Source organism: Asticcacaulis endophyticus (assembly GCF_014652575.1).
In the GTDB taxonomy this organism is placed as follows: domain Bacteria; phylum Pseudomonadota; class Alphaproteobacteria; order Caulobacterales; family Caulobacteraceae; genus Asticcacaulis; species Asticcacaulis endophyticus.
Genome location: NZ_BMZB01000009.1, coordinates 30857 through 56688 on the forward strand (window position 1 = coordinate 30857; position 25832 = coordinate 56688).

A 25832-nucleotide genomic window follows, 5' to 3' on the forward strand; every position below is an offset into this window, starting at 1 on the left:
CGCCGAAGGGATAAGCTTCAACGTCCGGCGGTTAAGCCTGCGGGCCTTGCGGGTCGCCGCCCGCCGGGAAGATTCCGGTGGGCGGGCCGTAAAGTTCCGGCGCGGTACGACCAAAGGTCGTCACTGGCCGTCAGGTTATTTTCAGACACGTCGATAACCGACGCGCACAGGGTCAGGGACGCCGCAAACTGCGTTCCATAAGTTTCTGAAATGTCATCGATGCTGAGCATCCAACAGTCCTTGCGGCGATTTATCCAGTAAGCAAAGGGAATTGTGGCGGGCGGTTTCCTTAATGCCGTCAGTCTCGAACCCCCGGTGAGACCTTGGCTGAGGAGACCTGCGGGTGCCCCAATCCCTTTAAACCTAGTTAACATATACCTAAACTTATCCACAGTCACAATGGGGATGTGATCACAAACTATGGAATGGATATGCACAAAAAAGTGTGTGCGATTATTTCTAAACTCTGAGAATAGTCACGGCTATTGTTTGCGCGGGACGGACAGTCCGGCATCGGTTTGCTCGACCGGTTGCAGGGTGCCATCGGGGTTGTAGTACAGATGCTCGGCCCGCACGGCGCGTCTGCCGATGGCGCCGGTCTGGTCACCGATAGTCAGGGACGCATCATGGTAAAAGAAATAGTCCTTACCTTTGAAGGTGATGATGCCCGGATGGATGGTAAAGCTGTTCTTAGCCGACCCGGTCAGCACACCCTGAAACGTCCATGGGCCGGTGATCGACGGGGCGGTGGCGTAGGATATGGTCTCGTCCTTATCCTTTGACTTATCGCGTGAGGCATAGGTCAGGTAATAGATATCGCCGCGCTTAGTGATCCACGGGCCTTCCTCGAAATGGGGCAGGTCGAACTGCTTAATCGGCCCGTCCAGCTCGATCATATTGGGTTTCAGCTTGGCGTAATAGCAGTTGAAATTGCCCCAGATTAGCCAGGCCGTGCCGTCGTCATCTATGAACACGGTCGGGTCGATATCGTCCCAGGTGTGCGGGCCCTGCGGGGTCATTTGATTGTTGATCAGGGCTGTGCCGCGGGCATCGACAAACGGGCCGGTCGGGCTGTCGGAGACCGCCACGCCGATCGCTTTGCCGGGATGGGTTTTGTCGTGTTCGACCGCCGCATAGAAATAGAACTTGCCGTCTTTCTCAATGGTTTGCGCCGCCCAGGCGTCTTTGGCCGCCCACTTGAAATCGGTGGCTTTCATGATCGGGCCGTGAGCGGTCCAGGTCAGAAGGTCTTTGGAGGAAAAGACGCGCCAGTCCTTCATGGTGAACATTTCTTCGCCGCGCGCTTCGTCATGGCCGGTGTAGAGATAGACCGTATCCCCCACCACCAACGGGGCCGGATCAGCGGTGAACATATCGGTAAACAGCGGGTTGGACCCCGGCGTACGGGGCTCGGCTGTGGCGGTCATGGCCAGCATAAGGCCCGCCATGATGAGTGACGTGGTTTTGAGCATTCTTAGTATCCCTGGATTTGTTTTTTATTAGATTGTTTTGTCGCGATATCGTTGTCGAAAACCGCTTACACTTTTCGACTATCGCTTAGTATGGCGGGCTTTGACAGATGTGCAATAGTCTGAGTAAATAGCGGTCAAATAACACTTATAAAAACGGGAAGACGCTGATGAAGATTTTCGCTCACCTGATGGTGGCGGCCGCTATTGCCTGTGCGCCGGCAGTCTATGCTCAGGCCGTGACCGTAGAAAAGATTACGGTCCACGGCACATCGCTTGAGGGCAATCTGGAGGGTAATTCGGCGGATCGCAGCGTGATTGTCTATCTTCCGGCCGACTATGCCGCCAACCCGCAAAAACGCTATCCGGTCATCTATGCCCTGCACGGCTATTCGATCAATAACGAGATCTGGACGCGCGAGATCAAATCACCCGCCACAATCGAGGCAGCCTTTGCGGCGGGTGTGAAGGACATGATCATCGTCCTGCCCAATTCGCAGACCGTGCATAATGGCTCGATGTATTCCAACTCGGTCACGACCGGCGACTGGGAAAGCTTTATTGCCCGCGATGTGGTCGCCTATATCGACAAAAACTACCGCACCATCGCCAAACGTGAGAGCCGGGGTCTGGCCGGTCATTCGATGGGCGGTTACGGCACCATGCGTATCGGCATGAAGCACCCGGAGGTGTTCGGCGCGCTTTATGCCATGAGCCCGTGCTGCATGTCGGCGCGCGGGGCTCCACCGCCAGAGACCGCCGCCAAGCTTGAAGCGCTGAAAAGCCCGGAGGAGTCTAAGACGCTGGGCTTCATGGAGCGGGCGACTTTGGCCACCGCGTCGGCCTGGTCACCTAACCCAAAGACACCACCGTTCTATGCCGATCTGCCGACCAAAGACGGTGTGGTGCAGCCCGATGTGCTGGCGCGCTGGGCGGCCAATGCGCCCAACGCGATGGTGCATCAATATGTGCCGAGCTTGCGAAAATATAAGGCGATTGCCCTGGATGTCGGGGATCGCGACGGGCTGAAAACCGATACCGAAGCCCTGCACAAAATCCTCAGCGATTACGGTATTGAAAACAGCTATCAGCTTTATGACGGCGACCACGTCAGCGGCGTCGCTGACCGCTTCCAGAACCATGTCCTGCCGTTTTTTGACAAGAATCTGACTTTCGATTCAGACAAATAAAGCGAAAATTTTCGCAGGGCCGCCCCAAGAAAATTTTCACCGAACCTGACCCGCAGAAAACGTATTTGGCACATCGTGCCAAAACTTTTCTGCGAGCTACGCCGCATGCCCCTCCGCCCGGCGCAGGCGCCAGAAGCGGATGGTGCGCAAGGCCGTTTCGCGCGGCAGGTCGGCATAAAGCCGGCCATATTCCTGCGCCTTGGCCATGGCGTTTTCCTGATGGTTAAGCATGATCATGGCATAGGTCAGGAACAGCGATTTTTCCAGATCGGCAGCCTTACACGCAATTGCCAGGGCGTCTATTTCGCGCTTTTCCACCAGATGCTTGGCGGTCAGAAAATCAAGATCGGCCAGTTGCGACAGGGCGACCAGGAACCAGGTCGGATTCGGGTCACGCATATAGCGCGCCAGCAGCGGCGGGGTCAGTTTTTCGTTCTTGCGCAGGGCCTCGACCTCAGCCGAAATGGCTTCAAAATCCGCAGGGTAAGAGCCGTGAGCGATGGCGACGCTGTTTCGGCCCTTGCTCATGGCCTCATCCAGCAAGGCCGGATCGAGCTTGGCATTTTCTTCGAGGATGCGCTCACGCAGGCGGGCTTCGACCACGAAATACATCTCATTCATCAGGTCGGCGGGCAGGTCGGTCCGCCCAATGACGGCGGCGTGCAGTTCCGGATTGGCCTGAGCGCGGGCGACCACCGCTTCGGTCGATTCCCGCGACAGGCGCGCGCCGTCGTTTTTCAAAAGCACGTTCAGGGTAGTGTCATCACCACGTCGCACAATAACGCCGGAGACGTTTTCGGTGACGGTTTCCCGGCGCGACACGGCGCGTAAGTGCTCCTGTCCCTGGGTGTTGACGACGTGCAAAAGGTCGCTTTCCGACAGAGCGTTTGAGCGCATCAGGATCGGTTCGGCCACATCGATATGATCGACCATCAGTTGGCGCAACAGCCCTTGCGGGGCAGCAGCGGCCCCTGACATTTTATGGGCGATTTCGGCGCGGACCACGGCCTCCATCTCATCGGTGAGCTGGCTCATGACCATATCGTAAAGCTGCATTTCCGTGTCGGAAATGGCGTCAGGATGGGCCAGAAACAGGTTGGTGACTTCGCGCAGGAGCTCACGGCGTTTGCCGCTCGACGGCTCCTTGGCGAGGTCGATCAGAGATAATAAGGCAGATGACATGTGCAGACCATGTGATTGAAATATTCTATTTCGGAACGCGGTAGTTTTTACGGTTTGGTATCAGCAGTTTGGGCCGTCGGCAGGTTGTCACCAGCCGCAGAGGTGTTGGACAGACTATCGGGCACAAGACCGTAGTCGCGGTGCAGCGAATAATAACGCGCACTTTGATCGGTGGTGGCGCTGTCGGTTTCGCCCGCCGCAACCGCCGGGCCGCGGTAATATTTGCTGGTGGGGGGGATGTGGTAGGCGTCAGGATCGGGCGCGACCGTCAGAGTCTGTTCGGCCGCTGACGGGCCAGACGGGGGGGCAACCGGATTAAGGGCCACTTTCGTTTCAGGCTTTGCGGCGGCAGCGGCCTGAACCGGCGCTGGCTTAGGAGCGGCAGGCTTAGGGTTGGGGATTGGCGCCATGGTCACCGGCGGCGGAACCGCTTTTGCTACGGGCTTGGCGGGTGCCGGTTTGGTCGCGGGCGCAGATGTATGACGTACCGCCCCGGCGGCTTCCAGTTCGCGCAGGGCCTCTGGCGTCAGGCGTGGTGGCGGCGCGGGCAGGGCGGGGGCGTTAACAGACGCCACGGTCATTACCGGTGTGGTTTGGGGCGCGACGGCGACGCTGCGCGGACGGTAGATATAGGCGGCAGCCGGTTCCGGCACATAGGGCGCGGGGCGCTCAGACGATGCTGCAACCGGGGATAAGATGTCGGAGGGGGCCACAGGGGGTATGTTTTGCGCGGTTGCGGGCTGGGCTTTCGGGGCCGTTTGGTTTTGTGATTTTCCGGCCCAGTTCAGGTCTTTTTTGAAAAAACCACCGACTTCGCCATAAGGGGACGGCGGTACACCATACTGTCCGGCTTTTGGGGCCGTATCTGATGGTTTTCCGGGCCAGTTAAGCATGGGGTCAGGCGCGGCCGCCACAGGCAGCACACTCACCAAAATCCCGCACACACTCAGACGAAACAGAGCCTTTACCATCACACCGCGATCACAAAAAACAGGTTGCAACGCGATGACCCTACGCCGTCAAGTTTAATATCCGCCTAACTTATAATCTATAGCCCGAATTTATGGCGACGTTGTAGCTGCGATTACAAAACCCACTATAGGTATGGCGATTAGGATCAAAGTGATCGCTTGGGTAATGCGGATATCCCATCTGACCTTTGGCAATTCGTGCGGAGGATAGGCAATGGGCCACATCCTTTTCGCGATAGCTGCCTGTAGCGTTTGAAAGCTGATGGGAATGTAGCTCACCCGTTTATTTGGCGGCTTGAAAAACCATGCACCGGGGTTGAAGCTTATCTCTTCACCTGTGTGGAAATACCACCGGTATTCAGACACGTCGACACCAAAGCGCTGCCCGAAATCCACTATGAATTCGTCGGCATCATCACCGTAAATCTCCAGCGACTCGAAAAGATCATCGGTTTGCGACGGAAGTTTTTTAATCGCACAAAATTCTTTTATGAAGCCTTCAAGTGCGCCGATTTCAGTGTCCATATATGTTCACGCACGCGGATAAATGCATGAGGCCAATCATAGACAATTTTACCAGATTTAACAAACCTGACGTGGTTTCGCGGGCAATTCCACCTCCCCATTAAATGGGGAGGTGAGGTAATTACCCCTTCAAACCTTCGCGCATTTCCTCCAGGCCCAGCCATTCCATTTCGCCAGCCTCAAGATCGCTTTTCAGGCGGTCGAGCGTGACCATGGTGGCGTCAAACTTTTTCGGGTTCTTGGCATAGAGATCAGGGTCGGCCAACACGGCCTCCAGCGCTTTGATCTCGGCTTCCCATTTCGGCATGAAGGCGGTTAAGTCCTCAAGGCGCTTTTGGTCCTTGTAGCTTAGTTTTTTGGCGGCGATTTTGGGCGCAGCAGGGGCTGATGCCGGAGCTGGCGTAAACGTCTTACCCGTGGTTTTTTCGCGCGATTTTGAGCTGATCTCACTAAAGAAATCCGGGTTTTGACGCAGGAAATCCTGCCAGCCACCGGGGGTTTCAACCGCGCCGCCGCGCCCGTTGAGCGCTAAGGTCGAGGTCGCCAGCCGGTCAATGAAATCCCGGTCGTGGGACACCAGGATCAGCGTGCCGTCAAAGTCGGCCAGCATGTCCTCAAGCAGATCGAGCGTGTCCATATCCAGATCGTTGGTCGGCTCATCGAGCACCAGCAGATTGGTCGATTTGGCAAGGGCGCGCGCCAGTTGCAGGCGGTTGCGCTCCCCCCCCGACAGGGACTTGACCGGCTGACGCAACTGATTGTCGCGGAACAGGAAATCCTTGGCGTAGGCGGCGACGTGCTTGGGCTGACCCTGCACCAAAATCTGATCCGAACCCGAATTGGCCAGCATGTCCCACAGGGTTTCATCGCCCTTGAGCGCGTCTCGGCCCTGATCGAGATAGGCGACCTCTAACGCGGTGCCGAGTTTGATTTCGCCGCTGTTGGCCGGTTCCTGACCCAGCAACAGCTTGATCAGGGTCGATTTGCCAGCGCCATTGGGGCCGACGATAGCCAGACGGTCGCCGCGCATGATGCGGGTCGAAAAATCGTTGAGCAGCACCTTGTCGCCAAAGGATTTTGACACGCCTTTGAGTTCGGCGACCAGCTTACCCGACGTGCCGCCGGAATCGATCGACATTTCCATGGTCTTGGAGCGTTGCAGCAAACGCGCAGAGGCATCAGCGCGCATGGCATTCAACCTTGCGGCACGGCCTTCGTTGCGAGTCCGACGGGCGGTGATCGACGAATAAAAGGTCTTGGTTTCGCGCTCGATCGCCTTTTGCAGGCGGCTGAGGGATTCTTCGTCGTCCTTCATGACCTGATCGGACCAGGCCTCAAACGACGAATAACCGGCATCCAACTGGCGCACCTTGCGGTTATAGAGCCAGTAACAACGCTGAGTGACGCGCTCTAAGAATGTACGGTCGTGGCTTACGACCAACACGGCACCACGGAACGACCGGATACGGTCTTCGAGTGTCTCAATGGCAAAAATATCGAGGTGGTTGGTCGGCTCATCGAGGAAGATCAGATCGGGTTCTTCGGCAAAGGCCTTGGCGAGCGCGGCGCGGCGCTTTTCACCGCCCGAAAGCCCCGAAGTCTGTTTTTGCGGATCAAGACCGAAGGCATAGAGTTCGGCTTCGGCGGTATAATGTTCCGCGCCGGCCGAGGTCAGCCAGTCGAGCAGGGTCTCACCGACCGGCTCCGGCTCCTGAAGCACGAAGGCGTACTTCATGCCGTTCATGACGATGCGCTCACCGGAATCGGTGTCGATCAGCCCGGCCATCAGGCGCATGAGCGTGGACTTGCCCGCGCCGTTTTTCCCGACCAGACAGGCGCGGACATTGCGCTCCAAGGCTATGTCAACCCCGTCAAACAACGGGTGGGAGCCATCCATCAGGCGGATGTCTTTGAGGGCGAGCAGAGGGGCTTTGGTGCTGGGTGTTTTGGCCATGGCCAGCCTGTACTATCCCGCACCGCAAACGGCAAGGGCTTGATTTTGACGCGATGCGGGCGGATAAGGCGGCCATGACCGCCGCCGCCAAACCTTTCTGGGAAACCAAGACCCTGTCGGAGATGAACCGAACGGAGTGGGAAAGCCTGTGCGATGGTTGTGGCCTGTGCTGTCTGGTGCGGTTTGAGGATGAAGACACCGGTGAGGTGATCCCAACGCGGGTGCACTGCAAGCTGTTTAATCCCGACGCTTGCACCTGTACCGACTATCCAAACCGCAAGAAATATGTACCCGACTGCATCAAGCTGACACCGCACAATATTGAGGCGCTGGAATGGATGCCAAAATCGTGCGCGTACCGGCGGCTGCATGAGGGCAAGGATCTGCCGCGCTGGCATCCGCTGATCACCGGTGACCCAGACAGCACCCATAAGGCGGGGGTGTCAATCCGCGGCCAGACTGTGTCGGAAACCGCCTTTGCCGACATCGAGGACGCGATTGATTTTATGGCCATGGAATGGGCTGAGGATCGCTCGGACTGGGAACCGAAGGGGTAGCCTCAGAACTCCCCCTGTTGCAGGGGGCGTTCTAAAGCTATCCCCGTTCTAATCCCCGGCGGTTGGGGGTGTGTCATATTCGGTGCATGGAAACGACACCGGCCCTGCCTCCCAAAGAAATCAAGACGCTTAAGCGCGACCACATCAACCGGCTGCTCATTCTGGCAGATCGGATGGTGGCGGATGCGGAAAAGCTTAAGCGATCCACGGAACCGGCAGACCTCGAAAAACACGCCAAGGCGCTGATGACGGTGGGCAAGTGCGTGGAGCAGTTCCACGATCTGGCCACGCGCACTGAAGCGTCGTGCGGAGACACGGACATGAATGACCCCGAATATGACTCAGATAACGGGCCAGATGGCGGCAATACCCTTGCCGACTGGCGCAGCTTTTTTGAACGCAAACTCGATCGCCTTGCTGACGCCGCAGGCGAGGCAGGCGTGGCTGGACAGCCTGACGATAGAGCAGTTCAAACACCTCCATAAGACCTGGGCTTTCTGGGCCCGTCCCGTGCAACTGGCGCCGGAGGGCGACTGGAAAACCTGGCTGTTCTTAGGCGGGCGCGGGGCGGGCAAGACGCGGGCCGGGGCGGAATGGCTGTCGGCCTGTGCGAGCAGGCGGGCGCGGCTGGCCCTGATCGGGCCGACCCTGCACGATGTGCGCGAGGTGATGATCGAAGGGCCGTCAGGCCTCATGGCCATCGCTGCGGACGATATGCGCCCCGTCTTTGAGCCGTCACGGCGGCGGGTGAAATGGCCCAATGGCGCCATCGCCTACACCTTTTCGGCGGAGGAGCCTGAGCGGTTGCGCGGGCCGCAGTTCCACCATGCCTGGGCCGATGAGTTCTGCGCGTGGCGTCAACCGGCGGAGACGCTGGCCATGCTGCGGATGGGCTTGCGGCTGGGAGATGCGCCGCGATTATGCGTGACCACGACGCCCAAGCCGATCCGGGCGCTGAAAACCCTGATGGCAGAGGTCGGGGTTGAGGTGGCGCGTTCCGCCACGGCTGAGAATAAGGCCGGACTGTCTGAGGATTTTCTGTCGGGGCTTTTGGCGATTTATGGCGGCACTCGGTTGGCGGCGCAGGAGCTGGAAGGGGCGATTGTCGATAGCGACGATCATGCTCTGTGGCGGGCTGAGGATATTGCCCGCTGCTATGGTGCCCAGCCGCCGCAGTTTGACAGCGTGGTGGTGGCGGTCGATCCGCCGGTCAGCGATCACGGCGATGCCTGCGGGATCGTGGTTGCGGGGCGCCGAGACGGGCGCGGTTATGTGCTCCAGGACGCGACGGTTGAAAAGCCGTCGCCTCTGGGCTGGGCCAATCAGGTGGTTGAAATGGTGGCGAAACATGGCGCTGACCGGGTGGTCGCCGAAGGTAATCAGGGCGGCGAAATGGTGCGCAGCATTTTAGCGACGGCGGGGTGCGATGTGGCGATCGAAATCGTCCATGCGCGGGTCGGTAAACGCGCCCGCGCCGAGCCGGTGGCCGCCCTTTATGAGCAGGGGCGGGTGACGCATTGCGGGGCGGGCCGGTTCCTTAAGCTAGAGGAAGAGATGATGGCGTTAGGGCGTGGTGAGGGCGGTTCGGCCAGATCACCCGACCGGGCCGATGCGCTGGTGTGGGCGCTGACGGCGCTGCTGATCACCGGACGGGCCGAGCCGAGGCTTAGCCGACTTTAGTTCAGGGGTTTGGGGGCGTGCCCCCAAGTCTTTGGGCTGCAATTTAACCCCACCTTCCGGCCCTGTCGGGCCTCCCTCCTCCCCTGCATCAGGGGAGGTTCTTAAAAAGTGGATTAAATGTCAAAATTTCTAAACCGCCTGTTCGGACGGGTGGAGACCAAACAAAGCGAAGCGCGCAGCCTGATCGCCGTGTCGCAGATGGGCAAGGCCCAGTGGACGCCGCGCGATTATGCGTCGCTGGCGTCCGAAGGCTTCATGAAAAATGCCGTCGCCTATCGGTGTGTGCGCATGATCATTGAGGCGGCTGCTTCCGTGCCGCTTCGGGTTGAGCATGACGGTCAGCGGGTGACGGATCATCCTTTGTGCCGCCTGATTGAACGCCCCAATGGCGAGCAAGGCGGGGCTGACTTGCGCGAGGCGATTTACGGATCGCTGCAAACCGCGGGCAATGCATATGTTGAAGCGGCATTAATCGACAGTCTGCCGTTTGAGCTGTGGAACCTGCGGCCCGACCGGATGCAGGTCGTCCCGAACGGTAAGGGCTGGCCCGAAGCTTACCAGTACAGCGTCGGCGGCCAGAAGATCGCCATTGGCCGCGATGAGGCGGGCTGGCTCAAGGTATTGCACCTTAAGCTCTATCATCCGCTTGATGACTGGTACGGGTTTTCGCCGCTGGAGGCCGCCGCCTTTTCGATCGATGTCCATAATGCGTCGGGCGCCTGGAATAAGGCGCTGCTCGATAATTCGGCGCGGCCTTCGGGGGCGCTGGTCTACGGCGCCAAGGGCTCTGAGCGCCTGACCGAAGATCAGTTTGCGCGGCTGAAAAGCGAACTGGCTGAGGCCCATGCCGGCGTCAATAATGCCGGACGGCCGCTGCTGCTCGAAGGTGGGCTTGACTGGAAGCCGATGTCGCTGACGCCGGCCGATATGGATTTTATCGACGGCAAGCACGCAGCGGCGCGCGATATTGCGCTGTCGTTCGGGGTGCCTGCGCAACTTTTGGGGATACCGGGCGATAATTCTTACGCCAACTATCGTGAGGCCAATGGCGCGTTCTGGCGGCACACCATTTTGCCGCTGGTCGAGAAAACGACGCGGTCGCTGAGTGCGTGGCTTGAGCCGAAATTTGGGGGCGCGCGCCTCGTTTGCGACCTTGAGGGCCTGCCTGCCTTGACGGCGGAGCGCGATGCTTTGTGGGCGCGGCTGGAAGGCGCGAGTTTCCTGAGCGAGGCCGAGCGGCGTCAACTGGCGGGGCTGGCGGATGTGAAGCGGGAAGACTGCCATGACTGAGGTATTCGGCGTGCCTATCACCGTTGTGGTCACGGTCATAGTTCACACGGCGTTCGTTCTGCTGTGGGTCGGGCGGATGTCGGCGCGGATTGAGGCTACCGAAAAACGGCTGGAACAACAGGCTGGATTAACCGAGCGGCTGGCGCGGCTGGAGGAACAGTCGCTGGCCACGCGGGCATCGCTGGAGCGTATCGAAACCAAGCTGGATCGGGGGCATCTATGATCATCGAAGGCTATGCGTCTCGGTTTTTTGAGCGCGATCTGAATGACGATGTGGTGGTGCCGGGGGCGTTCAAAGCATCGCTGATCCGCACAGGGTCTGAGGGCGTGAAAATGCTCTATCAGCATGGTTCCGCCACGCCGGTCGGTGTCTGGGATGAGGTGTCTGAGGACGCCACCGGATTATTTGTGCGCGGTCAGGTGTTTGATCTCACACCCGAAAGCCGCCTGGTGCAAAGCCTGATCCGGGCCGGGGCGCTGGATGGCCTCTCCATCGGCTTTCGCACGGTCAAATCGAGACCGGATGAGACGCGGCGGCTGCGCGTCCTGACCGAGGTTGAGCTATGGGAGGTGTCGTTTGTGACCTTTCCGATGCTGCCGAGTGCGCGATTTAAGATGGTTCCGTTTCACCCTTCGGAAGCGGTTCAATATGGCTGAAGCGTAATGCCGAAAGATCATATGATTTCAGATCGACCGTATCACCTTTGGCATCACCATATTGAAAGCCCTCAAGGCTTTGGGGGTAACCTTTTTCCCACCACAGTATGAAGCCCATGATCATGCCTTCGCCCATGCCCAGCATGTGTGCATCCGGCCCATCTATTCGGGTCAGTTCAGGGGCTATCGCTGGCAGTGTCTTGTTGACAGCTATCGTCGTGTAAAATCCATGCCCGGTTTTATCACGCTCTCTGACTTTTGCTGACGCGAGCAGGGCCCGTAACGTTTCACCAAAGTCGCCGTAATCAGCGCAAATGTTGTCAAGGACGGCGGTTTCAAGAGGTGTGAAGTCAGACATGGCAACAGCATGATGATGGTTTGATCCACAAAATCAAGTTGTTTGAATTTCCTCCTCCCTTGCGAAGCGGGGGAGGTGGCGCGGCCGCCTTTGGGCGGGCCGTGAAGGAGGGGGCAACCGGCATAATTTTACTTTACCTCCCCGGCATACCGGGGAGGGGGACCGCATGAAATCGCACAGCGATGAAATGCGGTGGTGGGGGTAGCGACAGTGCCGTCCCCCTCCGTCTTTTTGTCAGCAAGCTGCCAAAAATCCACCTCCCCATCGCAGAGCGATAGGGAGGAGACATTTAAGGAGACATGAATGAAAGAAGTTAAACAAGCCACGGCCTCGCCCGAAGTGCGGGCCGCGTTGCACGAGGTCTTAAGCGCGTTTGAGGCGTTCAAGGCCACAAATGATGCGCGGCTATCCGCCATCGAGACCAAGCGCGGTGACGGGCTGATCGACGACAAACTTGAGCGCATCGAAGGCGGTTTGCAAGCCGCCGAAGCCCGCCTGAACCGGCTGCTCAGCCTCAAATCCCGTCCGGCCGTTGAGGCGGGTGACGCCCGCGAAACCGGCGTCACTGAGGCCAAATCGGCCTGGGATGGCTATCTGAAATCCGGTCGTGTCACGCTGGAGCTTAAGGCCGGTTTGTCAACGGCTTCGGGGTCTGGCGCCATGGCGCCGGTTGAGACCGAACGCTTTATCGAACGCCGTCTGGCGCAGGTCTCGCCCATGCGCTCGCTCGCCACGGTGCGAACTGTCGGGTCGGCGACGTTCAAGAAACCGATCTCGACCGTCGGTGTCGTCGCCAACTGGGTGACCGAAACGGCGGCGCGTCCGGAGACCGATCCGTCAACCCTGAACCTGCTGGAATTTCCGGCGGCGGAACTTTATGCGGCCCCGGCGGCGACGCAGGCGCTGCTGGATGATGCGTTTATCAACCTTGATGAGTGGCTGGCGTCCGAGATTGAGGACAGTTTCGCGGCACAGGAAACGGCCGCCTTCGTAAACGGCGACGGGGTCAATAAGCCCAAGGGGTTCCTGAACTATACCACAGCCGCCGATGCGTCCGCGACCTGGGGGCAGATCGGTCATATCGCGTCTGGGGCAGCGGGCGCTTTTGCCGCGTCTTCGCCGGTCGATGCGCTGATTGATCTGATCTATGCGCCCAAGTCGCAGTATCGCGCCAATGCGCACTTTGTGATGAACCGCCGCACCGCCGCCCGCATCCGTAAGTTCAAGGATGCTGATGGTAATTACATCTGGCATCCGGCGACGCAGGCCGGGCAATTACCGCTGCTGCTCGGCTATCCGGTGCAGGAGATCGAGACCGTGCCGGATATTGCGGCGAACTCCCTGTCGATCGCGTTTGGTGACTTTGCCAAGGGCTATCTGATCGTTGACCGCGCGGGTTTGTCTGTGCTGCGTGATCCCTATTCGGCCAAGCCCTATGTGCTGTTTTATACGACCAAGCGTGTAGGTGGTGGCGTGCAGAATTTTGATGCGATCAAAGTCATGAAATTTGCGGTGAGCTAATTCTCCGCCCCATTTATGGGGAGGGGACCATCAAGCGTAAGCGTAGATGGTGGAGGGGTACTGCGTAGCCATTAAAATACCCCTCCGTCTCGTCGCTAAAGCGCCGATCCACCTCCCCACTGCGTAGGGAGGAGAAGAAGGAATCCCACCATGTCCGATCCTGTTTCGCTCATAGAGGCGAAGCTGTTCCTGCGTGTGTCTCACGATGAAGAGGACGCGCTGATTGCCACCCTGATCGCGGCAGCAAGTGCGCGGCTCAATGCGGCGCTTGGGCTTGTGCTCGATGAGGCGTCACCGGCACCGTTACGGCTGGCCGTGCTTAATCTGGTGGCTGAGGGCTACCAGTCCCGCGGGGAGATGACGCTTGATTCTGTTGAGCCCTGGATATCACCGTATCGTCAGGTGCGGTTATGACTCTATCCCCCCTCAAGGCGCGCGATCTGCAAACCCCGGCGCGCTGTTATAGCGTCACTTCGACCGAGACGGCGCAAGGCGGGCGGCTGAAAACCCGCACCCTGACCGGCACGATCTGGGGCGATTTTCAGCCGGATACCCCCGCCTTTGTCACCGGCACCGATGGCCGCGGTTATGTTGTGCAGACCGCTACCTTATTCGTCCGTACACGGGCCGGAATGGCGCCAAACGATGAGCTTCATCTCAAGGGCGCCTATTGGATTATCCGATCGATTGATGAGAGGGCGGATCAGAATTTTCGTCTCCGCATCGAAAGAACCGTTTGATCATGAATCCGCTTAACGCGCTGCAACAGGCGCTGATTACCCACCTGCGCGCTCAGGATAGTTTGAAACTGTGGCTGGGCAATACCGTCCGCGTCTATGACGAACTGCCCGAAGAAATCATTCACCCCTATGTCACGCTTGACCGGGTTGAGGCCCGGCCTCTGGCTGGAAACGGCGATGAGATTACCGAGCAGATCGTGACGCTATCTTGCGTGTCGCGCTTTTACGGCACCGAAGAAGCCAAGGCTGTGGCGGCGGAACTGCGGGTCATACTTGATCAGGCCCAACTGACGCTGGAGGGCAACCGGCTGGCGAACCTTAGGGTCAGTTATGTCGACGTGTTTCGCGGCACCGATCAGCGCACAATTTACGGCGTGGTGCGCGTACGGGCGGTGACGGAGGCGGTGGCTTAACAAGATACCCCTCCGTCAGCTTTGCTGCCACCTCCCCATGGAATGGGGAGGAGAAAAACAGAAAGGACAACCACATGGCCCTGCAAAAAGGCCGCGATATGTTGCTGAAAATTGCCGATGGCGCAGCGTTTGTAACGGTCGCCGGATTGCGGGCGCGCACCATTTCGCTCAATGCCCGCACGGTCGATGTGACCGATTCCGAGAGCGCCGGCGGATGGCGTGAGCTGCTGTCCGGTGCGGGTGTTAAGGCCCTGTCTGTGTCGGGTTCGGGCGTGTTCCGCGATGCGGCGTCCGATGCTCTGATGCGCGAGGCATTCTTCGCGCAAAGCCAAAAGACGTGGCAACTGATCGTACCGGATTTTGGCCGGTTCGAGGGGGCGTTCCTGATCGCGTCGCTGGATTACGCTGGTGATCATGATGGCGAAGCGACCTTTGCCATGACACTGGCCTCGGCGGGAGAGATCAGTTTTGTCGCCATTTAATCCCACTCGCGGTGAGGTCATAGCAACGCTCGGCGGGCGTGAGGTGCGGTTGTGCGTCACCCTGCGGGCGCTGGCCATGCTGGAGCATCATTTTGGTGTGACGGGGCTGGAGGCGTTGGGGGCGCGGCTGAAAAGTTTAAGCGCGGCTGATCTGTCGGTGGTGCTGACGGCGCTAAGTTTGGAAGATATCGCCTCCCTCGATATCGGGTTTCAGGAAGCGCTCGACGCCGTTGTGGCTGCTTTTGGAGCTTTGCGATGAACGAAGACTGGGCGGGGCGTTTGCGGCAGGCGGTCGTGGATATCGGGCTAAAGCCTGCGGATTTCTGGGCGCTATCGCTGAGTGAATGGCTGGCGCTGATTACGCCGCCCGCCGCGCCAAATCTTCCGCGTGATGATCTGCACACCCTGATGTCATTATTTCCGGATAATAAGAAATGAATGGTTTCGATAATTTTACGCAGCAGGTCAATGCCGCCGCTGTCGCGCTGAAAGGGTTGGAAGGCCCCGCTCAGGAAAGTGCTGATGCGATTGATCAGGCCTTCTCAAAAGCCGGGGAATCTCTGGCGCGGTCGCTGGGACGGGCATTTCCATGGCCGAATTGGCGAGTGCGGTGATCAATGCGGTTAACGCGGCAGCGCGGTCATCTGGCGGCGGCTTAGGCGATGTGTTGTCGGGGATCGGCGGCATCTTTTCCGGTGCTCGGGCGGATGGTGGGCCGGTGACACGCGGCGGGGCTTACCTTGTCGGGGAACGTGGGCCTGAGCTGTTTCGACCAGCCACGTCTGGCTCGATTGAGACAGGGGCTGGCGGCCAGCAGGTCAATATCACGCTCAATGTCAGTGGTGGCGGAGAAGGGCTAATCCGCTCAGAAGCCCAGATCGCCAGCACGCTTAATCGCGCCGCCAGATTGGGGTTGCGGTAACTTTCCTCCCTACGCAGTGGGGAGGTGGCGCTGAGCCTGCGAAGCGATGGAGGGGTGCCTTCGTCAGCGCAATCCCCCTCCGTCTTTTGCTAACGCAAAATCCACCTCCCCACTGCGTAGGGAGGAGAAGGGCTTATAATGACTTTTCACAATATTCGTTTTCCGGCGCGGCTGGCCTTTGGGTCGGGGGTGTCGATTGAGCGCAAGACGGAAATTACGTCTCTGGCGTCAGGACATGAGCGCCGCATCAGCCCGTGGGCGCAAGGCCGCAGGCACTATCTGATCGGGGCGGGGGTGCGGTCACTGACCGATGCGGCGGAACTGCTGACCTTTTATGAAGCGCGCGAAGGTCGGCTGTATGGCTTTCGGTTCAAGGACTTTGCCGACTTCAAAAGCGGCGCGCTCAACGCCGCGCCATCGTCCACCGATCAGGTGATTGGCACCGGCGATGGGGTGCGCACCGTCTTTCAACTGACCAAGGCCTATGGTGCCGTTGTGCGCCCGATTACCAAACCCGTAGAGGGCACGGTGATGGTGGCGGTGAACGGCACTGAGTCCATCGTCTCGGTCGATCATTCGACCGGCGTCGTGACGTTCAGCGCGGCCCCAGCAGTGGGGACTACTATTTCGGCGGGGTTCGAGTTCGATGTGCCGGTGCGCTTTAATTCCGATCGCATCGAAATGACGCTGGAAAGCTTTGAGGCCGGTCGCGTGGCGGCGGTGGCGTTGATCGAGATCAGGGGATAAAATATGCGCAACTTACCCGTATTGATGACCTCGGCGCTGGAAGCCGGGGCGGCGAAGCTATGCCATGTCTGGCTGATCACGCGGCGCGATGGCGTGGTGCTTGGGTTCACCGATCATGACGCGGATTTGACGTTTCAGGGTGTGCTGTGCATCGCCGCCACCGGCCTGACCAAAGGGGCGGCGCAGCAGACACTGGGTACGGAAGGCTCCGGCGCGGTGTCGGGCATTTTGAGCGATGGCCGCATCACGCCTGCGGATATCGAGGTCGGACTTTATGACGAAACGGCGATCCGCGAATATGTGATTGACTGGACATCACCAGATCAGTTTGTGCTGATGTCGTCCGGCACGCTCGGCCGGATTGAAGCGCGCGGCGGGGTAGGCGACGGAGCATCGTTTGTGGCTCATGTCGAAGGCCCCGCGGCGAAACTTAATCGCGTCATTGGGCGCAGGTTCACGCACCTGTGTGACGCAGGCCTCGGTGATACCCGTTGCGGCCTGAGCGCGCCATCAGGTGTGTGCGATAAGCGCTACCGCACCTGCCGCGAGGTTTACGCGAATACGCACAATTTCAGAGGCTTTCCTGACTTGCCGGGCGAGGATTTCCTGACCTTGTATCCGCGTGCGGGCGATGCGCTGGATGGGGCGTCACGTCGGCAGGGCAGCGGGCGGTGAGCCCTTGCGAACTGGCTAAAACCTGGATCGGGACTCCTTATCAGCATCAGGCCAGCCTGAAAGGCATCGGCTGTGATTGCGTGGGCCTGATCTGCGGGGTGTGGCGCGAGATGTATTGCGAAGAGCCAATGGCCCTGCCTGCCTATAGCCCGGACTGGGCTGAGGTGGGTGGACGTGAAATTCTGATCGACGGTTTGGCGCAGCATTTCGAGCCGATACCTCTGACTAAGGCTAGCGCGGGCGATGTGGTGGTGTTTCGTATGAAGCCCGGTGCTGTGGCCAAACATGCGGCGATTTTGCTGCACGATTTTGGCGATCCCCGTGCGCAGATCATCCATGCCTATTGGGGCCATGCGGTGGTGGCGTCCTGGCTTAGGCCGTTTTGGCAAAAGCAGGCGGTGGCGGCGTTTCGTTTTCCATAAAACCTCCTCCCTACGCAGTGGGGAGGTGCCGAGCTTGCGAGGCGGAGGGGTGCTGAGCCGTCCTCTGTACCCCTCCGTCTTTCGTGAGCTTCGCCCACAAAATCCACCTCCCCATGTCATGGGGAGGAGAGAAAGGACTCCCAATGGCACAGGTTATTTTAAGCACAGTTGGCACCTATCTGGGCGGGCCGGTCGGCGGATTTATCGGCGCGCAGATCGGGTCGGCCATCGACAAAACCATCGTCAATTCTCTGTCACCAACGCGCACGGTTGGGGCGCGCCTTAGTGGTGTGCGCCTCAACGCAAGTGCGCAGGGTGAGCCGGTAAAACAGGTCTTTGGCCGGGCGCGGGTGGCGGGTACGATCATCTGGGCGGCGGGCTTGAAAGAAAACCGCTCAACGACCCGCGCCAGCAAATCCTCGCCCAAGACCGAGAGTTTTACCTATAGCCTGTCGATGGCGGTGGGCCTGTGCGAAGGGCCGATCGACGGCATCGGGCGTATCTGGGCCGACGGCCAATTGCTGGATCAGGCGAAGTACGTATACCGCCTGTATTTGGGTGACGACGACCAGATGCCCGATGCGGTGATCGAGGCCATTGAGGGCCATGCGCCGGCCTATCGGGGCTTAGCCTACATCGTGGTTGAAGATCTTACGCTGACCGAATTTGGCAACCGTCCGCCCAATATTTCTGTGGAAGTGTTTCGCCGTCCGAAGGGTGAGTATGACGATCTGGAAAGCCTGATCGACGGGGTGTGCCTGATCCCTGGGGCGGGGGAATTTATCTATGCGACCCAGCCCAATGCTGTGCGTGAAGGCCTGACCGGTGCACGCTTTGAGACCCAGAATACGCAGGATGGCCGCACCGATTTTATGGTGTCGCTGGCGCAGTTGAAGACACATTTGCCGAACGTCAAGCGGGTCAATCTGGTCATAAGCTGGTTTGGCGATGACCTGCGGGTGGGTGAGTGCCAGATCAAGCCGGGTGTCGAGCAGGCGGTGAAACTCACCACGCCTATGACATGGTCCGTAGACGGAGTATCGCGTGAAGACGCTTATCTGATTGGTACCATTGACGGCCGTCCGGTCTATGGCGGCACGCCGTCGGATCAGACGGTGGTGACGGCGATTGAGGCGCTTAAAGCCGAAGGTTATGAGGTCACGCTGATCCCGTTTGTGCTGATGGATGTACCGGCGGATAATGACCTGCCCGATCCTTATGGAGCTGCGCGACAGGCGGCGTTTCCGTGGCGCGGGCGGATCACGTCAGTTGAGGATGGCACGGCGGCAGTCACCGCGCAGGTCGATCAGTTTTTTGACGGCGTGTGGGGTTTTAAGCGCTTTTTGCGCCATGTGGCTGATCTTGGTGTGCAGGCCGGTGGGGTTGATGCGATTGTGCTGGGGTCGGAAATGCGCGGGGTGACGACCTTGCGCAGTGCTGCGGGTGTCTATCCGGCGGTCGGTCACTTGCGTGCCTTGGCAGCGGAAGTGCGCGGCATCGTCGACCCGGTTACGCAGATATCCTACGGGGCCGACTGGAGCGAATATTTCGGTCATCAGGCGGGCGGTGACGTCGTCTTTCACCTCGATCCTCTGTGGGCGGACGATAATATCGATTTTGTCGGCATCGACTGGTATGCGCCCCTGACCGACTGGCGAGACGGTGAACATCTGGATGGGGATGAGGCGTCAGATATCTATGATCAGACCTACCTCAAAAGTCGTGTGCGCGGTGGAGAAGGCTTTGACTGGTACTATGCCTCAGACGCGGATAGGGCCACACAAACGCGCACGCCGATCACTGACGGGGCCTATGGTGAGCCGTGGGTTTACCGGCCCAAGGATGTCTTAAGCTGGTGGTCGAACGCGCACCATGATCGTGTCGGTGGCGTCCGTTCCGCAACCCCCACCGCGTGGATGCCGCAGTCCAAGCCAGTGCGATTTATCGAATATGGCTGCGGCGCGATTGATAAGGGCCCGAACGCGCCCAACCTGTTTCTTGATCCAAAAAGCTCGGAAAGTCATGTGCCGCCGTTCTCGACCGGTGAACGTGACGATCGGGCACAACGGGCCTATCTGATGGCGTTGGCGTCATATTATGGCGATGCCGCCAATAATCCGGTCAGTCCGGTCTACGGCGGCCCGATGATCGCAGGCATGGAGGTGTGGTGTTGGGACGCACGGCCATATCCGTATTTCCCGCAGAAGGCCGATCTGTGGGGCGATGCCGCAAACTGGCGCACCGGACACTGGCTGAATGGTCGTGTCGGGGCCGGTGAGGTGCGCAATCTGATTGCTGATATTGCGCAGCAATCGGGCGTCACCGACCTTGATCTGACCGAGGTGGAGGGCAGCATCGACGGCTATGTGATCGAGCAGCCGATGTCGGCATTTGAGGCCCTGTCGCCGGTATTGTCCTATCTGGGGCTGGAGATTGCCGAGCGCGGCAGTGGGGTGGCGCTGCTGTCCTCGCGGCATGGAGTGGACCGCAATATGCTGCGTACTGAGCTGGCCTATCAGGATCGTAACCCGGTCATGGCGCGGCGCGATCTGATCGAGGTGTCGGGGCTGCTGACCTTGCGGGCCTATGACCTGGACCGCGACTATCAGCTTCAGGCCGTGACAATGCGCCATGATGAGGTGGCGGGTGCGGATCGGGTGAGTGTAGAACTGCCGCTGTCATTAACGGCGGGTCAGGCGGCGGATCATGCCGCCTACCTGTTGTCGGCCATGCAGCGGGTACGCCATACGGTGACGTTGGATATCGACCCGCTTGATCTATTGCGGCTGGAGGTCGGAGATGGGCTTGTGCTTGAGGGCGATACGCGCAGCTACCGCATCACCGCTATAGAGGCGGGCGAGCAACCGACGGCGACCCTTGTGCATGCGCCTGTGGTGCGGACATGGCCGGATGCTGAGCCGGATGTGGCGACCGGAGGCACAATCACCCAGCCGATCATCACGGGTTTGCGGCTGATAGATGTACCGCCGTTTGCGGCTGAACACAGGGCGACACCGGTGCTGATCCCGTCCGCCGCACCGTGGCAGGGGGCGGATATCTATGCGGGTGCGGATACAGGCAGTTTACGTTTGCGCGGGCGGGTGCAGGTGACCGGCGGGGTCGGTTACACGCTGATGCCACTGTCCCCGCAACGGGCGCACTGCCTGCATGACGGGGCGTTTCTTGATATCTATCTGGAAGGCGATGCGCCCGTCAGTGTGTCGGAGTCTGAGCTTTTGACAGGACGAAATCGCTTAAGTGTGCGGGCGATGAACGGCGAATGGGAGATCATCCAGTACCGTACGGCCACTCTGCTGTCGGCTCGTACCTATCGCCTGAGCGGGTTGATGCGCGGGCAGTTTGGGACGCTGAAGGCCTTGGACGCTGGTGTTGCGAATGGGGCGGAAGTTATCGTCTTGCCCGATGAGATTATCCGCGCCGATATAAGCGTTGATGAGATCGGTCTGCCGCGTCTGTGGCGGGCGGGCGCGATAGGCTTTGGCGGGGTAGCTTTGGGGGCCGTTGATGTCACGGCGACGTGGCAGGGGTTAAGTCTTCGTCCGCGCGCGCCGGTACATGGCCGGGTGCGCACATCGGGCGGGGATAGGCTGATCATCTGGCATCGCTGTGCGCGCTTTGGCGGGGACGGCTGGGAGGGCGAGCCGCCCCTGTGTGAAGAGGTTGAATTATACCGCGTCAGTTTCTATCAGGGCGATGATTTACGGCGTGAAATCGAGGTGGGGGTGGAAAATTTCACCTATCCGGCGGCATGGCGCGATGTCGATTATCCGAGCGGATTTGATACGGACAGCAATCTTGACATCGCGCAAAAATCACAAATCTATGGATGGGGTTTGCCGCTTAGATTGACCTTGTGAGGTAAAGCGCCTAGCACACCCCCAGTTTTGTCGCGCATTTGAGTCCGAAAACCGCTTCACACTTTTCGGAATGCGCTCAAATGTTCCAGTATCCGGAGGCGGTGTGGCCACAGATCCTTATTCTGAATTGGGCGTTAAGCGTGACGCCAGTGCCGATGATATCCAGAAGGCATTTCGCAAGCTGGCTAAGGAACTGCACCCTGACCGCAATCCTGGCAACAAGGTCGCCGAGGAGCGCTTTAAGCGCGTCAGTGGGGCCTTTGATTTCCTGAAAGACCCGGAAAAGCGCAAGAAATTCGACCGCGGTGAAATTGATGCTGACGGCCGCGAAATCTATCGCCGCGCCGGGCCGGGGACCGGCGGCGCTGCGGGGGCTTATGGGCCGGGTGGGGCGCGCGGCAGCTTTGACGGCGTTGACCTCAACGATATTTTTGACATGTTCGGCGGTGGCAGCCGTGGCGGCGGTGCAGGCGCAGGTTTTGGCGGGTTTGGCGGCGGTCAACCGCAACCCAGCAAAGGCGCTGATCTTAAGGTCAAACTCGATGTCGATCTGATGGACACCATCATCGGCAATACCCGCCGCGTGCTGTTTTCCGATGGCCGCACGGTCGATGTCAACATCCCCAAGGGCACCAAGGACGGGGCAACCCTGCGCCTGAAAGGACAGGGCGCGCCGTCACCCATGGGGCGCGGGCCTTCGGGTGATGCGCTGGTTGAAATCCGCGTCAATCCGCATCAGATTTTCCGCATGGAGGGCTCTGACCTGCATATGGATTTGTTTGTGTCCATTCCCGATGCGGTGTTGGGCGGTAAGGTGCAGGCCAATACCCCTGATGGGCCGGTCAATGTGACTTTGGCTAAGGGTACCAATTCAGGTGGCGTGCTGCGGCTCAAAGGCCGGGGCGGGATTGATGCCAAAACCGGAAACCGCGGCGACCTGTTTGCCCATATCGTCGTGGCCCTGCCGGATGACATGGATGATGAACTGATTAAGTTCTGCGAAGACTGGCGCAAGGACGGCGGCTATGTGCCGTCGGTTACCGCATTCAAACGAAAATAAACTTACTCCCTGTATATTGTTCAGCTAAGGTTCAGGTGTTCGGGGGTATCAATGACGCTATGAAACAGGCAATTACCATTTTCTGTGCGCTTCTGGCGATGAGTCTGCCCTCAGTGGGGCAGGCGCAGGCTTTGCGGCTGGATGTCAGCGTGAGTGCGCCGATGTTGCTGGCTCAGAACTCGGATCGTCGGGATCGTGACCGACCCCGTGATGAGCGCCGTAGCGACAATAAGGATAATGAACCGCGCCGCGATGACCGCCTTAATCGCGCCATCGCCATCGCCCAGTCTCGCGGGCGTGTGCTCGATGCCGGGCCTGAAAAGGGTGCCATATTCTGGGTGCGGGTGGCGACCGAACGGGGCCGTGTGGATTTTCTGGTCGATACCAATTCCGGCCGTATAGTGGGTGAACGATAGATGCGCATACTTCTGGCCGAAGACGATCCCGACCTGTCACGTCAGCTTAAAACCTCATTGCAGGACGCGGGCTATGTGGTCGATCATGCCCCTGATGGCGAAGAAGCGCATTTTCTGGGCGATACTGAACCCTATGACTGCGTGATCCTCGATCTGGGCTTGCCCAAGATTGACGGCGTATCGGTCCTGGAGAAATGGCGCCGCGACGGCAAGACCACGCCGGTACTGATCCTGACGGCGCGCGGCGCCTGGTCGGACAAGGTGTCGGGCTTTGATGCCGGTGCCGATGATTACCTGACTAAGCCGTTTCATACCGAAGAATTGCTGGCGCGATTACGGGCGTTAGTGCGCCGCGCCGCCGGTCATGCCCAGCCGCTGCTGGTCTGTGGGGGCGTGAGATTAGACCCACGGGCGGCGCGGGCGTCGGTCAATGGCGAGCCGCTGAGGCTGACCTCGCTGGAGTACCGTCTGCTGCACTATTTGATGATGCACCAGAACCGGGTGATTTCGCGCACCGAACTGGTTGAGCACCTCTATGATCAGGATTTCGACCGAGATTCCAACACGATCGAAGTGTTCATGGGTCGCCTGCGCAAAAAGATCGGCACCGACCGGATCGAGACCGTGCGGGGGTTAGGCTATCGCTTGAAGCCGCTGGCCGACGAAGTGTCTGATCTTGCCTGAGAAACCCACCGGATGGCTGGCGTCATGGCTTAAGCGCAAGGTGTTTTGGGCGGACAGAAGCTCGCAACCCGGTTCATTGGTCGGGCATCTGATCCGGCTGGCCAGCGTATGGTTTATTCTGGCGCTGGTGGTCACATCCGTGACCCTGACCGGCTTTTTCCATCAGGCCCAGCTTGAGCGCTTTCAACAAAATGTCGGGCAACTGGCCGATAATCTCTATTCCGATACCGACCTCGATATGGACGGTAAGATCGTTCCGCCGAGCTTTTTCGATACCCGCACCCAGCGCGTTTATTCCGGCCTGTACTGGCAGGTCAGCGAAGTGGGCGCAAACGGTGAGGTGACGGTTCAGTCGCGCTCACGGTCATTGTGGAATGATGATGTGCCTGTGCCGGCTGATGTGCTTGCCGATATTCGCGCGACGCCGGGCCGGGCCTCGTTTTATGATGTGACGGGGCCGCAAGGGGCACCGCTGCGGGCGGCGGCCATCTATACTCTTATCAAGGGGCGGGCCTTTGTGTTTGTCGCGGCCGAAGACCGCACGATGATGGATGCCGGGGTGCGCCGGTTCGGGTTTTTGATCGCTATCGCCATGGTCATTCTGGCGCTGGGGTCGTTGGCGGCGATCTTCCTTCAGGTGCGGATCGGCTTGCGGCCACTGTTTAAGTTAACCGGCGAAATCCATGATGTGCGCGAAGGGCGCAAGGTGCGCCTCGATGGCCGTTATCCGACCGAAATCATGCCGGTGGCTAATCAGATCAACGGGTTTTTGGATAGCAATCAGGAAGTGCTGGAGCGTCAGCGCACCCATGTCGGCAATCTGGCCCACGCGCTAAAAACACCACTGTCGGTGCTGCTGAGTTCGTCGCAGGACGCGGATGAAAATCTGCCCGATATCGTCCGCCGTCAGACCGAGACCATGCGCGGTCAGGTCGATCACCACCTGCGCCGGGCGCGGGCGGCGGCACGGTCTCAGACCATGGGTGAGCGGACGCCGGTTGAGCCGGTTCTGGACGAGTTGGCGGTCACTTTGGAGCAGGTGTTTCGGAGTAAGGACGTGGTTATCGACTGGCGCGCACCGGAAGATCTGGCATTTCGCGGCGAAAAACAGGATTTTCAGGAGATTATCGGCAACCTGATTGAAAACGCCTGCATCTGGTGCCGCAAAAATATCCGCGTGACGGCGGTGGCTGAGGCCGATGTGCCGTTTATGACCGTGACGGTCGAAGACGATGGCCCCGGTATGCCGGAGGAACGCTACGACGAAGTGCTGAAACGCGGGGCGCGGCTGGATGAAAGCGCGCCGGGATCGGGTTTGGGGTTGAGTATTGTCGATGAACTGGTGCGGGCGTATGGCGGGGAATTGACGTTTGACCGCGCCACGATCGGCGGGCTTAAGGTGACGCTGAAACTGCCGGGGGCGCGCGTGTAGATTTATACTCCCCCGGCGTGCCGGGGGAGGTGGCTGTGAGCACAGCGAGCAGACGGAGGGGGGCATTGCTCCGCCGTTGGCCCCCACCACCACATCTCATCGCTGTGCGATTTCGTGTGGTCCCCCTCCCCAACAAGTTGGGGAGGTAAAGTATTGGCGTATCAATCTGAGATTTGGATAATACTAGCGGACTCAGGTAAGAAGCGGACTTCAGCTTGCGTCCAGCAGTCACTCCATTCCGTACCGACTATAGTGCCGCATGAGCACGCACGATTATTGCCGTCATTGCCATCCGAGCCACAGCAGCCATAGTCATTTCCGAAGCTATGTATCTGGTCTCTGATTACATCTTTCGGGTGTGCAGAAATAGCTCCGGCAGGAGAAATATGTCGCCGGATTGTATTCCCATCGGGGTAATATACAGGCACTGAGTCCTCGGTTTCCCATTGAACAATGAAGCCTTCAGGCACGGGTGACTCAGTGTCCTGACAATAGGGGCCATATTGTGTGAATGGTGCCACTTTAACCGGAGTGGTCAAATCTGAACCGCATGATGCGCATACCAATTTTAACATGAACCGGTTTGACCCTTAATGTTAGCGATCAC

At 59.2% G+C, this 25832-nt stretch carries 31 protein-coding genes; 24 read left to right on the forward strand and 7 right to left on the reverse strand.

The features are described from left to right. Positions 1–17: 17 nt before the first annotated feature. Entirely contained in the window at positions 18–230 is a 213-nt protein-coding gene (locus IE102_RS17320) for a hypothetical protein (protein WP_189489107.1), read from the reverse strand. 252 nt (positions 231–482) lie between these two features. Further along, on the reverse strand, positions 483–1472 hold the full coding sequence (locus IE102_RS17325) for a glycoside hydrolase family 43 protein (protein ID WP_189489109.1): 990 nt from the start codon (positions 1470–1472) through the stop codon (positions 483–485). A gap of 167 nt (positions 1473–1639) precedes the next feature. Here IE102_RS17325 and IE102_RS17330 point away from each other — a divergent pair, with 167 nt between their 5' ends. Continuing rightward, positions 1640–2659, forward strand: coding sequence for an alpha/beta hydrolase (locus IE102_RS17330; RefSeq protein WP_189489111.1), 1020 nt, complete (start codon positions 1640–1642; stop codon positions 2657–2659). A 96-nt stretch (positions 2660–2755) separates the two neighbouring features. Here the strand turns inward: IE102_RS17330 and IE102_RS17335 are convergent, their stop codons facing one another. The 4 genes from IE102_RS17335 to IE102_RS17350 form a co-directional block, all read right to left on the reverse strand. Beyond that, positions 2756–3841 (reverse strand): DUF2336 domain-containing protein, encoded by a 1086-nt coding sequence (locus IE102_RS17335; protein WP_189489113.1) that lies wholly within the window; start codon positions 3839–3841, stop codon positions 2756–2758. Positions 3842–3888: 47 nt separating this feature from the next. After that, entirely contained in the window at positions 3889–4812 is a 924-nt protein-coding gene (locus IE102_RS17340; protein ID WP_189489115.1) for a hypothetical protein, read from the reverse strand. 90 nt (positions 4813–4902) lie between these two features. Further along, positions 4903–5337, reverse strand: a complete 435-nt coding sequence (locus tag IE102_RS17345; RefSeq protein WP_189489117.1) for a DUF1493 family protein — start codon at positions 5335–5337, stop codon at positions 4903–4905. Between the two features lie 121 nt (positions 5338–5458). Further along, on the reverse strand, positions 5459–7291 hold the full coding sequence (locus tag IE102_RS17350) for an ABC-F family ATP-binding cassette domain-containing protein (protein ID WP_189489126.1): 1833 nt from the start codon (positions 7289–7291) through the stop codon (positions 5459–5461). Between the two features lie 74 nt (positions 7292–7365). Between IE102_RS17350 and IE102_RS17355 the strand changes: the two genes are divergently transcribed. The 6 genes from IE102_RS17355 to IE102_RS17375 all read left to right on the forward strand — a co-directional run bounded on the left by IE102_RS17355 (position 7366) and on the right by IE102_RS17375 (position 11475). Beyond that, positions 7366–7848 (forward strand): YcgN family cysteine cluster protein, encoded by a 483-nt coding sequence (locus IE102_RS17355; RefSeq protein ID WP_189489194.1) that lies wholly within the window; start codon positions 7366–7368, stop codon positions 7846–7848. An 86-nt stretch (positions 7849–7934) separates the two neighbouring features. Continuing rightward, entirely contained in the window at positions 7935–8333 is a 399-nt protein-coding gene (locus IE102_RS17945; RefSeq protein WP_229807855.1) for a hypothetical protein, read from the forward strand. Next, on the forward strand, positions 8242–9528 hold the full coding sequence (locus tag IE102_RS17360) for a DNA-packaging protein (RefSeq protein WP_229807856.1): 1287 nt from the start codon (positions 8242–8244) through the stop codon (positions 9526–9528). The genes IE102_RS17945 and IE102_RS17360 overlap by 92 nt, the downstream gene beginning before the upstream one ends. Positions 9529–9645: 117 nt before the next feature. Next, on the forward strand, positions 9646–10818 hold the full coding sequence (locus IE102_RS17365) for a phage portal protein (protein ID WP_189489128.1): 1173 nt from the start codon (positions 9646–9648) through the stop codon (positions 10816–10818). Beyond that, a complete protein-coding gene (locus tag IE102_RS17370) occupies positions 10811–11041 on the forward strand; it encodes a hypothetical protein (RefSeq protein WP_189489130.1) in 231 nt (76 codons plus the stop codon). The genes IE102_RS17365 and IE102_RS17370 overlap by 8 nt, the downstream gene beginning before the upstream one ends. Further along, the gene (locus IE102_RS17375; protein WP_189489132.1) at positions 11038–11475 is read left to right on the forward strand and encodes an HK97 family phage prohead protease; all 438 of its coding nucleotides are present in this window, start codon (positions 11038–11040) and stop codon (positions 11473–11475) included. The genes IE102_RS17370 and IE102_RS17375 overlap by 4 nt, the downstream gene beginning before the upstream one ends. Here IE102_RS17375 and IE102_RS17380 read toward each other — a convergent pair. Next, on the reverse strand, positions 11429–11833 hold the full coding sequence (locus tag IE102_RS17380) for a hypothetical protein (protein ID WP_189489134.1): 405 nt from the start codon (positions 11831–11833) through the stop codon (positions 11429–11431). The two genes, IE102_RS17375 and IE102_RS17380, sit on opposite strands and share 47 nt — an antisense overlap. Before the next feature lie 303 nt (positions 11834–12136). On the opposite strand from IE102_RS17380, the gene IE102_RS17385 reads away from it, so the two are divergent. The 17 genes from IE102_RS17385 to IE102_RS17460 all read left to right on the forward strand — a co-directional run bounded on the left by IE102_RS17385 (position 12137) and on the right by IE102_RS17460 (position 25225). Beyond that, positions 12137–13354, forward strand: a complete 1218-nt coding sequence (locus IE102_RS17385) for a phage major capsid protein (protein ID WP_189489136.1) — start codon at positions 12137–12139, stop codon at positions 13352–13354. 150 nt (positions 13355–13504) lie between these two features. Then, positions 13505–13768: a head-tail connector protein gene (locus IE102_RS17390; RefSeq protein ID WP_189489138.1), complete on the forward strand. Its 264-nt coding sequence runs from the start codon at positions 13505–13507 to the stop codon at positions 13766–13768. Continuing rightward, positions 13765–14094 (forward strand): hypothetical protein, encoded by a 330-nt coding sequence (locus IE102_RS17395; RefSeq protein ID WP_189489140.1) that lies wholly within the window; start codon positions 13765–13767, stop codon positions 14092–14094. The genes IE102_RS17390 and IE102_RS17395 overlap by 4 nt, the downstream gene beginning before the upstream one ends. A gap of 2 nt (positions 14095–14096) precedes the next feature. Then, complete coding sequence (locus IE102_RS17400; protein WP_189489142.1) at positions 14097–14507, forward strand: DUF3168 domain-containing protein; 411 nt, start codon at positions 14097–14099, stop codon at positions 14505–14507. Positions 14508–14581: 74 nt separating this feature from the next. Beyond that, a complete protein-coding gene (locus IE102_RS17405) occupies positions 14582–14989 on the forward strand; it encodes a phage major tail protein, TP901-1 family (RefSeq protein ID WP_189489144.1) in 408 nt (135 codons plus the stop codon). Then, positions 14976–15248 carry a GTA-gp10 family protein gene (locus IE102_RS17410; RefSeq protein ID WP_189489146.1) on the forward strand — a complete coding sequence of 91 codons (273 nt, stop codon included), beginning with the start codon at positions 14976–14978 and terminating at the stop codon, positions 15246–15248. Before IE102_RS17405 ends, IE102_RS17410 begins: the two co-directional genes overlap by 14 nt. Next, positions 15245–15427, forward strand: coding sequence for a phage tail assembly chaperone (locus IE102_RS17415; protein ID WP_189489148.1), 183 nt, complete (start codon positions 15245–15247; stop codon positions 15425–15427). The genes IE102_RS17410 and IE102_RS17415 overlap by 4 nt, the downstream gene beginning before the upstream one ends. Beyond that, positions 15424–15603, forward strand: a complete 180-nt coding sequence (locus IE102_RS18045) for a hypothetical protein (protein ID WP_308429942.1) — start codon at positions 15424–15426, stop codon at positions 15601–15603. The genes IE102_RS17415 and IE102_RS18045 overlap by 4 nt, the downstream gene beginning before the upstream one ends. Continuing rightward, positions 15579–15911 carry a hypothetical protein gene (locus IE102_RS17420; protein WP_308429943.1) on the forward strand — a complete coding sequence of 111 codons (333 nt, stop codon included), beginning with the start codon at positions 15579–15581 and terminating at the stop codon, positions 15909–15911. Before IE102_RS18045 ends, IE102_RS17420 begins: the two co-directional genes overlap by 25 nt. Positions 15912–16049: 138 nt before the next feature. After that, positions 16050–16658 (forward strand): DUF2460 domain-containing protein, encoded by a 609-nt coding sequence (locus tag IE102_RS17425; RefSeq protein ID WP_189489150.1) that lies wholly within the window; start codon positions 16050–16052, stop codon positions 16656–16658. A gap of 3 nt (positions 16659–16661) precedes the next feature. Continuing rightward, entirely contained in the window at positions 16662–17333 is a 672-nt protein-coding gene (locus IE102_RS17430) for a phage/gene transfer agent baseplate hub protein (protein ID WP_189489152.1), read from the forward strand. Beyond that, the gene (locus IE102_RS17435; RefSeq protein WP_189489154.1) at positions 17330–17755 is read left to right on the forward strand and encodes an NlpC/P60 family protein; all 426 of its coding nucleotides are present in this window, start codon (positions 17330–17332) and stop codon (positions 17753–17755) included. Before IE102_RS17430 ends, IE102_RS17435 begins: the two co-directional genes overlap by 4 nt. Before the next feature lie 143 nt (positions 17756–17898). Beyond that, a complete protein-coding gene (locus IE102_RS17440) occupies positions 17899–21633 on the forward strand; it encodes a baseplate multidomain protein megatron (protein ID WP_189489156.1) in 3735 nt (1244 codons plus the stop codon). A gap of 103 nt (positions 21634–21736) precedes the next feature. Beyond that, positions 21737–22693 (forward strand): DnaJ C-terminal domain-containing protein, encoded by a 957-nt coding sequence (locus tag IE102_RS17445; RefSeq protein WP_189489158.1) that lies wholly within the window; start codon positions 21737–21739, stop codon positions 22691–22693. 59 nt (positions 22694–22752) lie between these two features. Then, positions 22753–23109 carry a hypothetical protein gene (locus IE102_RS17450; RefSeq protein WP_189489159.1) on the forward strand — a complete coding sequence of 119 codons (357 nt, stop codon included), beginning with the start codon at positions 22753–22755 and terminating at the stop codon, positions 23107–23109. Further along, complete coding sequence (locus tag IE102_RS17455; RefSeq protein ID WP_189489161.1) at positions 23110–23793, forward strand: response regulator transcription factor; 684 nt, start codon at positions 23110–23112, stop codon at positions 23791–23793. Continuing rightward, positions 23786–25225: an ATP-binding protein gene (locus tag IE102_RS17460; protein ID WP_308429944.1), complete on the forward strand. Its 1440-nt coding sequence runs from the start codon at positions 23786–23788 to the stop codon at positions 25223–25225. The genes IE102_RS17455 and IE102_RS17460 overlap by 8 nt, the downstream gene beginning before the upstream one ends. Positions 25226–25832 lie beyond the last annotated feature (607 nt).

Bases quoted from the DNA above. Each gene is read 5' to 3' on its own strand.
- IE102_RS17320 (WP_189489107.1), bottom strand. From the start codon at position 230: ATGCTCAGCATCGATGACATTTCAGAAACTTATGGAACGCAGTTTGCG.
- IE102_RS17325 (WP_189489109.1), bottom strand. From the start codon at position 1,472: ATGCTCAAAACCACGTCACTCATCATGGCGGGCCTTATGCTGGCCATG.
- IE102_RS17330 (WP_189489111.1), top strand. From the start codon at position 1,640: ATGAAGATTTTCGCTCACCTGATGGTGGCGGCCGCTATTGCCTGTGCG.
- IE102_RS17335 (WP_189489113.1), bottom strand. From the start codon at position 3,841: ATGTCATCTGCCTTATTATCTCTGATCGACCTCGCCAAGGAGCCGTCG.
- IE102_RS17340 (WP_189489115.1), bottom strand. From the start codon at position 4,812: ATGGTAAAGGCTCTGTTTCGTCTGAGTGTGTGCGGGATTTTGGTGAGT.
- IE102_RS17345 (WP_189489117.1), bottom strand. From the start codon at position 5,337: ATGGACACTGAAATCGGCGCACTTGAAGGCTTCATAAAAGAATTTTGT.
- IE102_RS17350 (WP_189489126.1), bottom strand. From the start codon at position 7,291: ATGGCCAAAACACCCAGCACCAAAGCCCCTCTGCTCGCCCTCAAAGAC.
- IE102_RS17355 (WP_189489194.1), top strand. From the start codon at position 7,366: ATGACCGCCGCCGCCAAACCTTTCTGGGAAACCAAGACCCTGTCGGAG.
- IE102_RS17945 (WP_229807855.1), top strand. From the start codon at position 7,935: ATGGAAACGACACCGGCCCTGCCTCCCAAAGAAATCAAGACGCTTAAG.
- IE102_RS17365 (WP_189489128.1), top strand. From the start codon at position 9,646: ATGTCAAAATTTCTAAACCGCCTGTTCGGACGGGTGGAGACCAAACAA.
- IE102_RS17370 (WP_189489130.1), top strand. From the start codon at position 10,811: ATGACTGAGGTATTCGGCGTGCCTATCACCGTTGTGGTCACGGTCATA.
- IE102_RS17375 (WP_189489132.1), top strand. From the start codon at position 11,038: ATGATCATCGAAGGCTATGCGTCTCGGTTTTTTGAGCGCGATCTGAAT.
- IE102_RS17380 (WP_189489134.1), bottom strand. From the start codon at position 11,833: ATGTCTGACTTCACACCTCTTGAAACCGCCGTCCTTGACAACATTTGC.
- IE102_RS17385 (WP_189489136.1), top strand. From the start codon at position 12,137: ATGAAAGAAGTTAAACAAGCCACGGCCTCGCCCGAAGTGCGGGCCGCG.
- IE102_RS17390 (WP_189489138.1), top strand. From the start codon at position 13,505: ATGTCCGATCCTGTTTCGCTCATAGAGGCGAAGCTGTTCCTGCGTGTG.
- IE102_RS17395 (WP_189489140.1), top strand. From the start codon at position 13,765: ATGACTCTATCCCCCCTCAAGGCGCGCGATCTGCAAACCCCGGCGCGC.
- IE102_RS17400 (WP_189489142.1), top strand. From the start codon at position 14,097: ATGAATCCGCTTAACGCGCTGCAACAGGCGCTGATTACCCACCTGCGC.
- IE102_RS17405 (WP_189489144.1), top strand. From the start codon at position 14,582: ATGGCCCTGCAAAAAGGCCGCGATATGTTGCTGAAAATTGCCGATGGC.
- IE102_RS17415 (WP_189489148.1), top strand. From the start codon at position 15,245: ATGAACGAAGACTGGGCGGGGCGTTTGCGGCAGGCGGTCGTGGATATC.
- IE102_RS18045 (WP_308429942.1), top strand. From the start codon at position 15,424: ATGAATGGTTTCGATAATTTTACGCAGCAGGTCAATGCCGCCGCTGTC.
- IE102_RS17420 (WP_308429943.1), top strand. From the start codon at position 15,579: ATGGCCGAATTGGCGAGTGCGGTGATCAATGCGGTTAACGCGGCAGCG.
- IE102_RS17425 (WP_189489150.1), top strand. From the start codon at position 16,050: ATGACTTTTCACAATATTCGTTTTCCGGCGCGGCTGGCCTTTGGGTCG.
- IE102_RS17430 (WP_189489152.1), top strand. From the start codon at position 16,662: ATGCGCAACTTACCCGTATTGATGACCTCGGCGCTGGAAGCCGGGGCG.
- IE102_RS17440 (WP_189489156.1), top strand. From the start codon at position 17,899: ATGGCACAGGTTATTTTAAGCACAGTTGGCACCTATCTGGGCGGGCCG.
- IE102_RS17450 (WP_189489159.1), top strand. From the start codon at position 22,753: ATGAAACAGGCAATTACCATTTTCTGTGCGCTTCTGGCGATGAGTCTG.
- IE102_RS17455 (WP_189489161.1), top strand. From the start codon at position 23,110: ATGCGCATACTTCTGGCCGAAGACGATCCCGACCTGTCACGTCAGCTT.